The organism is Methylotenera sp. E1MeOHC1 (assembly GCF_058745595.1).
The window spans coordinates 2138543-2153067 of the sequence record NZ_CP196025.1 but is presented as its reverse complement, the minus strand read 5'-3'; the positions used below and the strand labels follow the sequence as shown (position 1 = coordinate 2153067).

Annotated in this window: 11 protein-coding genes; 6 read left to right on the top strand and 5 right to left on the bottom strand. The window is 47.3% G+C overall.

Features of this window, described 5'->3' with window-relative positions:
• Positions 1-7: 7 nt before the first annotated feature.
• Positions 8-1009: a sodium:calcium antiporter gene (locus ACSSU7_RS10070; RefSeq protein ID WP_492516351.1), complete on the bottom strand. Its 1002-nt coding sequence runs from the start codon at positions 1007-1009 to the stop codon at positions 8-10.
• Positions 1010-1103: 94 nt separating this feature from the next.
• Here ACSSU7_RS10070 and ampD point away from each other — a divergent pair, with 94 nt between their 5' ends.
• The 3 genes from ampD to ACSSU7_RS10055 are packed head-to-tail and all read left to right on the top strand — an operon-like array spanning position 1104 to position 5928.
• On the top strand, positions 1104-1646 hold the full coding sequence (ampD, locus tag ACSSU7_RS10065; RefSeq protein ID WP_492517789.1) for a 1,6-anhydro-N-acetylmuramyl-L-alanine amidase AmpD: 543 nt from the start codon (positions 1104-1106) through the stop codon (positions 1644-1646).
• A gap of 31 nt (positions 1647-1677) precedes the next feature.
• Positions 1678-2760, top strand: a complete 1083-nt coding sequence (locus tag ACSSU7_RS10060) for an efflux RND transporter periplasmic adaptor subunit (protein WP_492516350.1) — start codon at positions 1678-1680, stop codon at positions 2758-2760.
• Positions 2761-2772: 12 nt separating this feature from the next.
• A complete protein-coding gene (locus ACSSU7_RS10055; protein ID WP_492516349.1) occupies positions 2773-5928 on the top strand; it encodes an efflux RND transporter permease subunit in 3156 nt (1051 codons plus the stop codon).
• Between the two features lie 86 nt (positions 5929-6014).
• Here ACSSU7_RS10055 and ACSSU7_RS10050 read toward each other — a convergent pair whose 3' ends face one another.
• From ACSSU7_RS10050 to purM, 4 genes are all read right to left on the bottom strand, one after another.
• The gene (locus tag ACSSU7_RS10050) at positions 6015-7253 is read right to left on the bottom strand and encodes a dicarboxylate/amino acid:cation symporter (RefSeq protein WP_492516348.1); all 1239 of its coding nucleotides are present in this window, start codon (positions 7251-7253) and stop codon (positions 6015-6017) included.
• A 97-nt stretch (positions 7254-7350) separates the two neighbouring features.
• On the bottom strand, positions 7351-8886 hold the full coding sequence (locus ACSSU7_RS10045) for an RsmB/NOP family class I SAM-dependent RNA methyltransferase (RefSeq protein ID WP_492516347.1): 1536 nt from the start codon (positions 8884-8886) through the stop codon (positions 7351-7353).
• A 59-nt stretch (positions 8887-8945) separates the two neighbouring features.
• Positions 8946-9701, bottom strand: a complete 756-nt coding sequence (locus ACSSU7_RS10040; protein WP_492516346.1) for a DUF3108 domain-containing protein — start codon at positions 9699-9701, stop codon at positions 8946-8948.
• A gap of 98 nt (positions 9702-9799) precedes the next feature.
• Positions 9800-10849 carry a phosphoribosylformylglycinamidine cyclo-ligase gene (gene purM / locus ACSSU7_RS10035; RefSeq protein WP_492516345.1) on the bottom strand — a complete coding sequence of 350 codons (1050 nt, stop codon included), beginning with the start codon at positions 10847-10849 and terminating at the stop codon, positions 9800-9802.
• 137 nt (positions 10850-10986) lie between these two features.
• On the opposite strand from purM, the gene ACSSU7_RS10030 reads away from it, so the two are divergent.
• The 3 genes from ACSSU7_RS10030 (at position 10987) to ACSSU7_RS10020 (ending at position 14518) form a co-directional block, all read left to right on the top strand.
• On the top strand, positions 10987-12069 hold the full coding sequence (locus ACSSU7_RS10030; RefSeq protein WP_492516344.1) for an AI-2E family transporter: 1083 nt from the start codon (positions 10987-10989) through the stop codon (positions 12067-12069).
• 4 nt (positions 12070-12073) lie between these two features.
• A complete protein-coding gene (locus tag ACSSU7_RS10025) occupies positions 12074-12730 on the top strand; it encodes an HdaA/DnaA family protein (RefSeq protein WP_492516343.1) in 657 nt (218 codons plus the stop codon).
• A 150-nt stretch (positions 12731-12880) separates the two neighbouring features.
• On the top strand, positions 12881-14518 hold the full coding sequence (locus ACSSU7_RS10020) for an NAD(P)/FAD-dependent oxidoreductase (protein ID WP_492516342.1): 1638 nt from the start codon (positions 12881-12883) through the stop codon (positions 14516-14518).
• Positions 14519-14525 lie beyond the last annotated feature (7 nt).

Here is a 14525-nt window from a genome sequence, read left to right as displayed (position 1 = left end):
ACTCAGTTTAAGCAAGCACCAAGCATAGGTAAGTTACATAAATCGCGCCATTCACCAACAGATGCCAAACGCGCAAGCCACCTTTTTGCACCAAATAGCGCAACCAGACAGCGGCGACTAGCGTTAATACTATCCCCAACAATACTTCACGGCGCGGCTCCCAAGGCGTCAGCATTATACCGATTGCCGGCAATAAAGTGCCTTGGAACACCATAGCGCCGGTGATATTGCCAAAAGCCAGCGTGTCTTTACCTTTACGTATCCACAAAATACTATTCACTTTTTCTGGCAGCTCTGTGGCAATAGGAATAATTAACAGTGATAGCAGCAAAGCGGAAATGCCCAGCAGGTGTGAAGCCTCTTCTACGCCGCCGATAAAGCCTTTAGCCCCGCCAACCAGTAATGCCAAGCCCAAGAACAACTGCACAAAAATAATGGCCATGTTATTAGGCAAACCAAGTTTGCACAAAAACATATCGCCGCCCGCTTCCGTCGCGTGGCCATCTTCTACCAGCGCTTTTGATGCACGCAGTGTCAACATTACATAAACGAAATAAATCATTACCATAGAAAAACCTAAGCCATAACGCACTGCGCTTAGGCTATGCGGTACAAACATCGCAATGGCAGCAAAACTAAACGCGGCAATAAAGAAACTAAGATCACGTGCCAGACCTGTACGCTCAGGGCGGAGATGTCCGTTCGTGCCCCTGCTGCGCCAAACTGATACTGCCATCAAACAGATAGAAAGCGTAGCCAACATCAGTGGTGCGCCCAAAATAGCACCTACACCGATTTCTTCATTGGTCGCGGCATTTTGCGTGCCAGCTAACAATGCCAGCAAAGGCACAGAGGTTTCTGGCAATGCAGTACCCACCGCTGCAAATAAAGAGCCGGTTACCCCTTCGGAGATGCCGAGCTTTTCGCCTAAATGCTCAAGTGCATTAGTAAACACCTCTGCCGCGATTAGAATCACGACGAGCATTGCTAACAGTTCTAAAAATACCATTTAACTTTCCTTTTTATTTCAAGCGCCTTTTATTTCAAGCGTCACATCATTAATGTTGGCATTTTAAACTGAACTCAGCATAAAATTAGCAATGATGGAAAATTACGCGATAAATAATGATGGTTTCGTGGCGCAGGCGCAGCAAATTGCATCGCCCAACTTTGATGCACGCCCTGAAAACGAAATCAGTTTAATCGTGATCCATAACATTAGCTTGCCACCCAGCCAATATGGCGGCAATGGGATTATTGAGCTATTCACCAACCAACTCGACCCCAGTGAACACCCGTATTATGCAACAATCCATACCTACAAAGTTTCTGCACATTTTTTAATCAGGCGCGATGGCACACTGCTACAGTTTGTGTCTTGTTTAGACCGGGCTTGGCATGCAGGTAAATCTAACTGGCAAACACGTGAACGTTGTAATGATTTTTCAGTCGGAATAGAGCTTGAAGGTTCTGACTTCGAGGCTTTTGAAGAGGCGCAGTACTATACACTCAATAAATTAGTGGCATGCCTCAACAACAGCTACCCGATTCAAGCTATAGTAGGGCATTCAGACATTGCACCAGACAGAAAAACCGACCCAGGTCCTTATTTTGACTGGCAAAAATTAACTCACCATCATCATTAATCACTACCAATTTATGCAAAGATTTCTTAGCTTGACCATATTGACGCTGCTCACCGGCATACTATTTGCCTGCGGTGCAAAGGATGAAAACACCGATAAACAGCAGGCTAATAAAAATGGCCCTAAGCCCATCTTGGTAACTGTGACAACAGTGCAGAATGCGCCGGTAGAAATGACTGAGGATGGTATCGGCTCACTGGAAGGTTTGGTTGATCCGACACTGACGGCAGAAGTCGCTGCGCGTATTATTAAAGTATATGTCAGCCCGGGCGATACGGTGAAACAAGGTCAACTGATTGCAACACTAGACCCTACCGAATTCAACCTGCAAGAGCGTGAAGCACAAGCTGAAGTGGCTAGAATTGAAGCGCTGCTCACTAACCAAACCAAAACCGTTGCTAGAAATCAGGCCTTGGTCGATAAAAAATTCATCTCGCAAAATGCGGTGGACACTAGCTTAGCGGATCAAAAAGTATTAAAAGAACAACTAGTCGCAGCTAAAGCACGCATCAACACTATCCGCAACAGCACCGGCAAAACCAGAATCTTTGCGCCTACTGACGGTGTGGTGGAAAAGAAGATTGTAGATACTGGCGAGTACGTAAAAGTTGGCGATCCTATCGTGCAGATTATTTCCAATAAACTACTGCGCGCTTACATCCCCTTCCCTGAGCGTGTGGGTGCACAGCTGAAAGCCGGTTTAAAGCTACGACTGACCACCCCAACCAGCAGCAACAGCGTTGAAACTGTGATTCGAGAGCTAAAGCCATTGATTACAGCCAGTAATCGCAGCATTATTGTCATTGCCGACGTTAAAAACGTGGCGGGCTGGCAGGCCGGTGCCAGCGTGAACGCCAGTGTCATTTTAGCTGAACGTGCCGCATCCATGATGGTGCCCGAACAAAGCGTAGTGCTACGCCCGGCAGGGCAAGTGGTCTATGTGGTGAAAGATAAGTTAGCCCAGCAAAACATTGTAACAACCGGTTCACGCCAAAACGGACTGATTGAAATCACCAGTGGCCTGCAAGTGAATGACGTTATTGTTGTAGATGGAGCAGGCTTCTTAACTGACAAAGCGCCAATCAAAATTGCTGACAAATCCGCCACACCATAAACCCAATATCCCATGACGCTACCTGAACTATCAATTAAACGCCATGTGCTGGCCTGGATGCTATCTGGCGTCATCGTACTTTTTGGCATTATCGCGTATAACCGTATCGGGGTAGACCGCCTACCGGCGATCGACTTCCCTGTAATTATGGTCAACACCACCTTACGCGGAGCTAACCCCGATGTAGTGGACACCAGCATCACCAGCGTGATTGAGTCCGCCATCAACACCACGCCAGGGATTGAGCATATTCAGTCATCGTCATCTCCTGGCGTTTCCAGCATTAGCATTACCTTTGCTTTAGATAAAAATATTGATGTGGCCTATAACGAGGTGCAGGCCAAGGTAAATCAGGTATTACGCCGCTTGCCCGTGGACACTGACCCACCCTCTATCCAAAAGGTTGATACTAATGCGTCAGCCGTGATCTGGCTGGCCTTGAGCGGTGACCGCACCATCCAGCAACTCAATCTTTATGCCAATAATGTATTAAAAAAGAAATTTGAAACGATTAACGGTGTAGGTGAGGTGTCCATTGGTGGACGCCGTGACCGTGTGATTCGTGTGAATGTGAGCCCGGAGCGCATGGCAGCTTACAAACTGAGTGCCAATGATTTAGTGGATGCATTCAACCGCGAGCATATCCAGCTGCCGGGTGGGTTTCTGGTCAGCGCACAAGCGGAACAGCTATTAAAGCTCGACCTTGAGTTTCATGACATTAAAGAACTATCTGCATTAATTGTTAGCACCAAAGAGGGCGTACCAATTCGCCTTAGCGATGTAGCAAACATAGAGGACGGGCTGACCGATAATCGTCAAATCGCGCGCTATAACGGCAAGCCCACTGTGGGTTTGGGCATGGTAAAAATCGCCAATGCCAACACCGTAGAAATTATTAAAGAGGTGGAGCGCAGGCTGGAACAAGACATACGCCCCAATCTGCCGCCGGGACTGAGCCTGGAGATTTCAACCAATGATTCTATTTTCATTAATCAATTAGTGGCCTCACTGAAAGAGCACTTAGTAGAAGGCACCTTGTTTGCCGCCTTAATTGTGTTGATTTTTATGCGCTCGTTCAGCTCCACCGTGATGATTTGCCTGGAGATTCCCGTATCGCTGCTAGGTGCAATCGCAGTCATGTATTTTGCTGGCTACACGTTCAACAGCATGACCTTACTCGCATTGCTATTACTGATTGGCGTGGTGGTAGATGATGCAATTGTGGTACGAGAAAGTATTTTGCGCCACATGTCGGGAGAGGTGGGTGAAGTGCTAAGCCCAACGGACCTCAAGAACCCGGCTAAAGTAGCTTTATTCCGCTCACAAGCGACCAAACATGGTAGTAATGAAGTGGTTTTTGCCGTATTAGCTTCATCTTTATCGCTGGTATGTATCTTTGCGCCGGTGATTTTCATGAGCGGTGTCATCGGCATGTTCTTCAAGTCCTTTGCTGTGGTTGTCACCTTTGGCGTACTGGTTTCACTCTTCGTGTCACTCACGCTCACCCCTATGCTCTGCTCGCGTTACTTAAGCGTCACGCATCAAGAAAACGCCGTATACCGCCTCACAGGGCGCGGTTTGGATTACTTGGATACGCAGTATAAAAAATTATTGCACGTCACCTTAAAGCACCGCGGTTTTGTACTGATCTTCACCGCCATATTCGTGGCGGCATCTGGCTACCTGACACTCAAGTATGTAGAAAAAGACTTTGTGCCGGAGGCAGACGAAAGTAGCTTTAGTATCAGCCTGAAAACGCCATTAGGCTCTAGCCTAGACTACACCGACTCTAGATTACAAATGGTTGAGACTATTCTAAAGAACCATGCTAACGAAGTAGATAGCTACTTTTCTACTATAGGCACAGGCTCGCGTGGGCAAGTGAATGAAGGCCGCGTGAACGTACGGCTTAAGCCCAAAGAGCAACGCGCCAAGAGCCAGCAAACCTTAATCAAAGAGCTAAAAACAGAGCTGGATCAGATTCCCGGCGCACGTGCCATGCCTGCGCCTGCCTCTATCGTGCGCGGGCAGCGCTCAGAAAAACTCCAGTTCAATTTAATTGGTAATAATCTACAAGAACTAGGACGCATCTCTAAGCTACTGCAACAATCACTCGGCAATAATTCAAAAATGGGTAAAGTAGATGTAGACGTTCAGCTCGATTTACCGCAACTCAACGTAGAGATTGATCGCGCACGCGCTGCTACACTGGGGCTGAATGCACAAGAGATTGCCACGGCAATCAGCCTATATGCCGGTGGCATTAATGTGGCAAAGTACAATGAAGCCACAGGTGATGGGCAACGTTATGACATACGCATCAAAGCCGCTGAAGGTGATTTAAATAACGTACAGGATTTAAGTAAAATTTATCTGCGTAGCGAAAGCGGCGAACTAGTGCGTCTTGATGCGGTGGCTACATTTACCCGGGAGCTAGGACCTGCAGTGATTGGTCGCTACGACCTACAGTACGCCGTTAACTTTTATGCCAACCCCAATATGCCATTAGGAGAGGCGGTAGACTTAGTCAAAGCGACCGCAGCCACTATTGTGCCGCCTGAATTCACGCTGAGGCTCACAGGCCAAGCCGAAGAGTTTGGTAAAACCTTTAAAAATATACAGTTTGTATTTCTACTCGCGTTTATTTTGCTATACATGGTATTGGCCAGCCAATTCAACTCTTTCCTTCAACCCCTACTCGTGATGTTGGCACAGCCACTGGCCATTATCGGCGGCCTGATTGCGTTACTGATTTCCGGTGACAGTCTCAACATGTACTCCATGATTGGCTTGGTGCTGCTGATAGGTTTAGTGGCTAAAAACTCGATTCTGTTGGTAGATTTAACCAATCAGCTATTAGATAAAGTGAGAGAAAGCGGCGAAATAATTAACAAAGCGCATATTAATGCAGCGTTGAGTGAGGCTTGTCCAGTACGTCTACGCCCAGTATTAATGACTTCGCTCACCATCATATTAGCGCTACTACCCGCAGCAATGGGCTTAGGCGCAGGCTCAGAAACCAACAAGCCATTATCTGTTGCTATTATCGGCGGCATGATTTCTTCCACCTTACTAACGTTGGTGGTGGTGCCCTCTGCCTACTCCTTGCTTATCGGCTGGGTCAGTGAACAACATGCACGCCGCCAGCATAGTGAGCCTGCGCTTTAACAGTAAATTGCGCTAGGCATACAGCGTGACTAGCAAGTTGGGCACACCAACTTAAATCCTACTGGATGTAGTGTTCAAATAGGCGCTTAATGTGGTGCGTCCATTGTCAGCTTCTGTACAATTAAACTGCCGATAATATCACCTTGCACATTCACGCTGGTGCGCACAGTATCCAGCAAGCGGTCTATCGGCAGTAAAATAGCAATCGCTTCAGCTGGCAGGCCTACAGACTGCAACACCATCACCATGGTTACCATGCCGGCACTAGGAATGCCCGGCGCGCCCAGCGCGGCAATCATCGCAGTGAAAAACACGATCATCTGCTGCACCAGGCTCAGCTCTACGCCCATCAAGTTAGCGATAAAGATAGCGGCTATTGCTTCATACAGCGCCGTACCGTCCATATTGATGGTGGCGCCCAATGGCACAACAAAACCCGCTATTTCTGGCTTTACCTGCATCTGTAAGGTGGAGCGCATGGTCACGGGCAGGGTGGCAGCGCTTGAGCTAGTGGCAAATGCAGTTAACAGCGCTTCACGGCTACCGCGAAAGAACCACAATGGAGATTTGCCCGTCACTAAATACAACAGCAATGGCAGCACCACCACGCCATGCAACAACGTGATACCGACCACTACGGCGGCAAACTTGGCTAAAGTATGCAGTATCGCAATATCTTGCACTGCGACCAACTTAATCAGTAACGCCATAATCCCTAGCGGTGCCAAGTACATCACCCAGCCCACTATCAGCATCGTCACGTCCAGTGCCTCTTGTAACAACTTACGCAGGTGATCAAAACGCTCACCGCCCACTACCAGAGCAACCCCTAAAATCAGTGCAAACATTACCAGCGCCAGTACATCACCTTTGGCCAGAGCTGCGAATGGGTTAACAAACAAACCATGTAAAAATTGTGCGAAATACTCAGGAAGAGGCAGTTGCTTAGCCTCAAAGCCATGCATAGCATCTTGAAACATGGCCACATGCATGCCGCTACCCGGTTCGAAATAGTTGGCCGCGAGCAAACCTAAGGTGATGGCTAACGTCGTGGTTGTCACAAAATAAAGCATGGTACTCACCCATACTTTGTGCATTTGCTGATGCTGGCGCAAATTAGCAACGCCAACGGAGATAGAGCAAAACACCAAAGGCACAAGTATCATTTTAAGTAGGTCAATAAATAGTGTGCCTACTAGTCCAGCGCCATACAAACTCCCTTGCACCAGTGCATGCTGCGTCCCTAACGCCTGGAAGTACAACCCTAATGCAACACCAATGATGGATGCCAATAATATTTGCAAATTGAGGCTAGGCCACTTCATCCTGCAACGCCTTTACATAAGAAAAAAGCGCCTAGGCGCTTACTGAATAAAAAAAGGGTAAGATTTTTAATCTTACCCTATCTGACTTAATCTGGCTTTAGGCTTTGGCTGCTTTTGTTTTAGCCGTGCTCGCTTTTACTTTACTCACTTTAGGCTCAGCAGCGCTGTCATCTTTTGGCGCTTTAGCTACTTTAGGCTTAGGCTCCTTTTTGACTGCGGTCTTTTTAGTTGCCTTTGCTTTCGCTGGCACTTCCTCTACCGTTGCTTCTGCAACCACTGGAGCAGCCTCTAACATAGGCGCAGCGTCTGGTGTAGGCTCAACCTCTTTGGTATCAGTTGGCACTGGCTTAGCTGTAGCATCCAACTTTTCAAACACCGCAGCAAAGAAACCATCGGTATTATGCAAGTGCGGCAGCAATTTCAGGTAGTCGCCGGTATCCAGCTCAATTTGGTGCTGCGCCAAAATCTGTGCGGCATTCAGCAATTTAAAATCTGGGTGCGTGGCTAAGAACTGCTCTGCAATTTTCTCGTTTTCATCGCTGAGCAAGCTACAAGTGGCATAAATTAAGCGGCCGCCTACTTTAGTCAGCTTGGCTGCACGTGCCAGAATATTGGTCTGTTTCACATTAAGTTCCGCAACATCCTGCGGGGTTTGGCGCCATTTAAGGTCTGGGTTGCGGCGCAGTGTACCTAAACCGCTACATGGTGCATCTACCAGCACGCGGTCAAACTTGCCATTTAAGCGTTTTAATTTGGGATCAGTTTCACTGCTAATCACTTGCGCATTCAGGTTGCTCAGGCCAGAACGCTTTAAACGCTGCCCTAAGTTATGCAAACGCTTTTCAGACACATCAAATGCATACAAGCGGCCAGTATTGCGCATCAGTGCGCCCATCGCCAACGTTTTACCGCCAGCGCCTGCGCAGAAGTCTGCCACCATCATACCGCGTTTGACTGCAACCAAGTGCGCCAATAGCTGGCTACCTTCATCCTGTACTTCAATCTTGCCTTCAGTAAACAATACGTGGCGGCCAATATTCATACGATTAGGCATACGGATACCAATCGGCGAATAAGGCGTTTTGGTCACATTAGTTTCACCAGAAGTATTTTCGGCAATAAACTTTGCCATCACGTCATCGCGCGTGCCTTTGATTGTATTCACGCGTAAATCTAAAGTGGCTTGTTCATGCATGCTGCGCGCAATGGTTAAGGCTTCAGCCTCGCCGTATTGCGCTACCAGCTTATCCCACAACCAGTCGCGCACATCAGCCTGCACCGCTAACGGCAAGTTATCGGTAGATTTGGCTTTAATCAGATGCGCCCACTCTTTTTGCTGCTCATTCAACATAGGCTCTAGCTCACGGATGCTCATGCCCTGTACACGCAACAGCCAAGCTAAAATCAGCTTACGCGCATCATCTGGGTCGTTTTCATCGTTAGCAGTGACTGTGCTTAAGAAGCGTAAACGACGCAATACGCCATATACACTCTCGGCCACAAACGCACGCTCTTTGGTGCCTAGGTCGCGGTTATTACGGAAAAATTCACTTAACTTCGCATCAGCAGGGCTACTAAACGTCAGTAGATTAGATAAAACGATTGCAGCTTGCCGAATTAAATTAGGCGTCATATTGATTCTCTTTGTATATTTTTAATTACTTGGTAAATAGCATGGCAGCATTGCCAGCGTTATTGGATACGCAACTCAGTTAAGGTTTGCTCTAGTTTGTGTCCGTCTTCGTCAATCACCAGAATGCGCGCTGGTACGTAATTTTGCTCTGTCGCCAGCCATATGTCTTTGGTCTCAGCCCCATCATGCTCAGTTGGCGTCAAATACAGGGTTTTATACTGTACGCCAGCACAATCAATGGTTTTGAGGTCAGGGCTGACTTTATAGGCGTACTGCTTCAGTTTCTTGCCCGTTGTCAGTGGCACGGTAATCGTATTTTTTAACGATGCACGCATAAACATAAACTGATAAGGGTAGCTCGCTAAATCCTGTGTGCCAGGCTTAAGTTCCGCCGTTTCTTTCTCCCCTTTAATCGTCATCACCAGGCTTTGTTTCGCCCAATCAAAATCGGTGAATAATGATTTCTTCTTTTGGTTGCCTTGATGCAATTCAAAATGATTAGGCTTTAAACCCTGTGCCGTTATCTCACCCGTACTGGTTAATTTACGCTCGCCTAGTAAAGCATATACACCAACACCCTTGGTCACGCTTTCAACCGTATAGGTATTCTTTGTTGACGTAAACTGCTCATATACGTTAGCAAACGGGTCACCATTTTTAGTCACCACGTAAGTTGCACTGATACGTTTTGGTACCGTAAATTTTACCGCGGCCTCTTTAGCTGGTTTTGTTTTAGAAAAAGCTGCTTGCGGCATGAGCGCTAACACGCCAATGCTCACAAAAAATACCACACACCATGCTTTGATTCGATTCATCACTAAAATTCCTTAATTTTAAGACACATCATGCTCAACGCATCAGCGCTGCTTTTGTTACACGACAAGCAGTTTTTCTAACTGATTTAACAACAAGACTAAACAACAATAGTAGGCGCTTCGCCTGCGTTTTGTGCGCGGATATGACCGATTTCAAACACGGTCTCACCTGAAGCCTCTAGTAGCGCTTTAGCAGCTACAGCGTTTTCTTTGGCCATGACAATCGCCATGCCGATACCGCAGTTAAATGTTTTATACATTTCGCTCGGCACGATATTGCCCTGTGCTTGCAACCATTGGAATAATGGCGGCAGCTCCCAGCCTGAGGCTTGAATTTCAGCCGTTAAGCCTTCTGGCAATACACGTGGAATGTTCTCGGTAATACCACCACCTGTAATGTGTGCCATCCCTTTAACCGGCATTGCCTCAATCAGTTTTAATAGAGATTTCACATAGATACGTGTAGGCGCCATCACCACATCTTTGAATTTTTTACCGTGGAAATCAGACTCAAAATCAATGCCTGATTTCTCGATCAATTTACGAATAAGCGAATAGCCATTTGAATGTGCACCGCTTGAAGCTAAGCCTAATACCACGTCACCTGCAGCAATGGTTGTACCATTAATCAAGTTAGCTTTATCGACACAACCTACTGCAAAGCCTGCCAAGTCATACTCACCGGCTGGGTACATGCCTGGCATTTCTGCAGTTTCACCGCCAACCAATGCACAGCCAGATTGCTCACAACCTTCGGCAATGCCCTTAATCACCTGTGCCGCAACACCAACTTCCAGCTTGCCGCAGGCAAAATAATCTAAGAAAAACAATGGCTCTGCGCCTTGCACTAAAATGTCGTTCACACTCATGGCAACCAAATCAATACCCACGGTATCGTGCTTATTGAGTTCAAACGCTAATTTAAGCTTAGTACCCACGCCGTCGGTACCAGATACCAAGATTGGCTCTTTAAATTTTTGCGGCACCGCAAATAGAGAGCCAAAACCACCAATACCGCCTAATACTTCTGGGCGCATGGTACGTTTGGCAAACGGCTTAATTTGTTCAACTAATGCATCACCCGCTTCAATATCAACTCCGGCATCGCGGTAGCTAATTGAAGTTTTATCTGAATTATTGGCGCTCAAGGGGGTTCTCGCTTTCTACAAAAAGTGTGTTCTATCGTTATAATGTTATTTTAACCGAAATGCTTAGTTATCTGAAATGTTGAAAGCCTGAAAACGCAGGCTTTTCCAAAACAGCCACACTTTACTGAAAGCGCAGAATGAACAAACACACAAATACCGTTTGGCTGGTCGCTGTTTTATCAGTGTTTGGCATCATTTACCTGCTTGGCCCAATCCTGACTCCATTTTTAATTGCCGCAATCCTGGCGTACATTGCCAACCCCTTAGTCAATAAAATTGAAGCAATTCAATTCCATAGCACGCGAGCCAAATTTTCATTCAAACTCAGCCGCACCATCGCCACCTTGCTTGTACTGTTATTTTTGTTCGCGGTACTCATCATCATTCTGCTGATTATGATTCCACTGCTGCAGCATGAAATTGTGCAGCTATCGCAAAAAATCCCTGTGTATTTAAATGCAGCCAAAACCAATCTAGAGCCTTGGCTACAAAAAAACTTTGGGGTCAGCGCAGACATCGACCCGGCCCAGATTCAAGCTATTCTCACTGAAAACTGGAAAACAACAGGCAATTTTGCCAAAAACATTGCGCTCAGCTTGAGCAGTCATGGCATGACCGTGATTGGCTGGCTAGGCAACTTGGTGCTTATCCCACTGGTGCTATTTTATTTGTTAGTGGACTGGAATATTCTCCTGCAAAAAATCAGCGCGTTATTACCACGCTCACTTTTAGGCAAAACTCAGGAGGTTGGCGCCGATATTGACGCGGTACTTGCTGAGTTTTTACGCGGACAACTGACTGTCATGTTGTTAATGAGCGTTTTCTACGCCACAGGCTTATGGCTAGTCGGCTTGGAGTTTGCACTGCCCATCGGTATATTATCTGGCCTGCTAGGATTTATTCCATACCTAGGCTTTGGCTTAGGCTTAACATTGGCAGTCATTTCCGGCGTATTGCAATTTGGCAACCTCCATGACTTAATCCCGCTGCTTGTTGTGTTTGGCATAGGCCAATTGGTGGAAAGCATGGCGCTCACGCCGTGGCTAGTGGGGGACCGCATTGGCCTGCACCCGCTTGTAGTGATTTTTGCACTGATGGCTGGCGGCCAACTATTTGGCTTTACTGGCGTACTGCTGGCACTACCGGTATCAGCCGCGATTGCCGTAGGCTTCAGGCATGCCAAACAAAAATATCTTAGCAGTCACTTTTACTTAGGTTAGCAGTATGAACAGCACGGATCTTCATTACAAATCCCCGACCAAGCAATTATTGCTGGACATTCAGCCACTGCCACCACCTAGCCTAGAAAACTTTATCGAGGGGCAAAATGCAGAAGCGCTATACAGCCTAAAGCAAGCACTCACTCACGCCGAAGAAGCACGTTTTATTTACCTATGGGGTGCGCAGGGTAGCGGTAAATCACACTTGCTACATGCATGTGAGCGCATGGCCAAGCAATCGAATCTGCCCCTATTTATTGCAGATGACACGCACACTTTAGATGAAGAAGCGCAAATCGCACTGTTTGACCAATTCAACCAATTACGTGCCTCTGGCGGCATTTTAATTTCTAGCGGCATTGCAGCCCCTACGCAAATGCAGCTGCGTGACGACTTAGCCACTAGGCTGGCATGGGGCTTGGTTTATCAACTACACCCGCTCACCGATGAAGAAAAAGCCCAAGCCCTGAGAACGCACGCCACAGAACGCGGCATGAAGTTGCCGGATGAAGTGGTTGAATACTGCCTGCGCTACCTGCGCCGAGATTTGCCCACCTTGATGGCAGTATTGGATGCGCTGGATGTGTGGTCACTCACCGAGAAAAAACCAGTGACCGTGCCTATGCTGAAGAAGCTATTACAACACAACCTCGAAGCCTAGCTTGCTACCAAGCCTAATACTTGGTTAGGCTCCAGTGTTTTTCCTAAGCAATACGCGGCAATCGCGACTATGCCATTTTTCGCTAAGCCCAACATACTGTAAAATCACACCATTGGCAGATAAACACTCCCCTTATTAAAGTGACCACACATGTTACGTATTACTGAAATTAAACTCCCGATTGAAAACGCACAATCGCTAATACACCAGACCGATGAAATAAAAGCAGCATTGCTTAAACGCTTGGAAATTGCAGAAAGTGATTTAATTCATTTTGATATTTTCAAACGCGGTGTAGATGCGCGTAAATCGCATGCAATTTTGTATGTGTACAGCCTGGATGTAGAAGTAAAAAACGAAGAAAAAATCCTAGCTAAATTCCGCAAAGATGCCCACATTAAGCCAGCACCAGATACCAGCTATAAATATGTGGCAACCACCGAAGTCGCGCCTCAGGCAAGACCAGTCATCGTAGGCTTTGGCCCTGCAGGCATTTTTGCCGCGCTGATTCTGGCGCAGTCAGGCTTTAAACCGATAGTATTGGAGCGTGGCAAAGAGGTGCGTAAACGTACGCAGGACACATGGGGCTTATGGCGCAAAAGTACGCTGAACCCTGAATCCAACGTGCAATTTGGCGAAGGCGGCGCCGGCACGTTCTCAGACGGCAAGCTTTATAGCCAGATTAAAGACCCCAAACACTATGGTCGCAAGGTGATTCAAGAGTTTGTAAAAGCTGGCGCGCCAGAAGAAATCATGTACGTAAGCCACCCACACATCGGCACATTCCGTTTAGTGGGGATGGTAGAGGAAATGCGTAAAACCATCACCGAGCTAGGCGGTGAGATCCGCTTCGAGAGCCGTGTCGATGACATAGAAATTGAAAATAATCAGGTGCAAGCCGTGGTACTACAAACAGGTGAGCGCCTTGTTACCAACCATTTGGTATTGGCAGTAGGCCATAGCGCACGTGATACCTTTGAAATGGTGCATAAGCGTGGCATTTTTATAGAAGCCAAACCATTCTCGATTGGCTTCCGTATTGAACATCCACAATCCGTCATTGATAAAGCTAGATACGGCAGGAGCTACAGTGAGGACTTACTGACAAAGCTTGGCGCAGCTGATTACAAACTCGTGCACCATGCAAAAAATGGCCGTTCGGTTTACAGCTTCTGTATGTGCCCCGGCGGTACGGTAGTAGCCGCAGCGTCAGAGCCTAACCGCGTGGTCACTAACGGTATGAGCCAGTACAGCCGCAATGAGCGCAATGCCAATGCTGGGATTGTGGTGGGCATCACGCCTGAGCAAGATTACCCGGACCATCCGCTGGCAGGCATGGAATTACAACGCAAATTAGAAAGTCAGGCGTTTATCGCTGGCGGCAGTAATTACCATGCGCCAGGGCAGTTAATTGGTGACTTTTTGCTTAACCAGCCTTCTACCCAGTTTGGTGAAGTAACGCCTTCTTACAAACCCGGCGTGCACCTCACTAACCTAGCATCCGTATTACCAGAGTACGCTATTACTGCTATTCGTGAGGCTATTCCTGAATTTGCTAAACAAGTAAAAGGCTTTGATCTAGCTGATGGCGTGCTAACAGGCGTAGAAACACGTACCTCCAGCCCTATCCGCATCAAGCGTGATGATGACTCCTTAGAGAGCATTAACACTAAAGGTTTATACCCTTGCGGTGAAGGTGCAGGCTATGCCGGCGGCATTTTATCGGCAGGCGTTGATGGTATCAAAGTGGCGGAGGCCGTAGCGCTTAGTATTATTAGCGCTCGCTAGTGGCTAT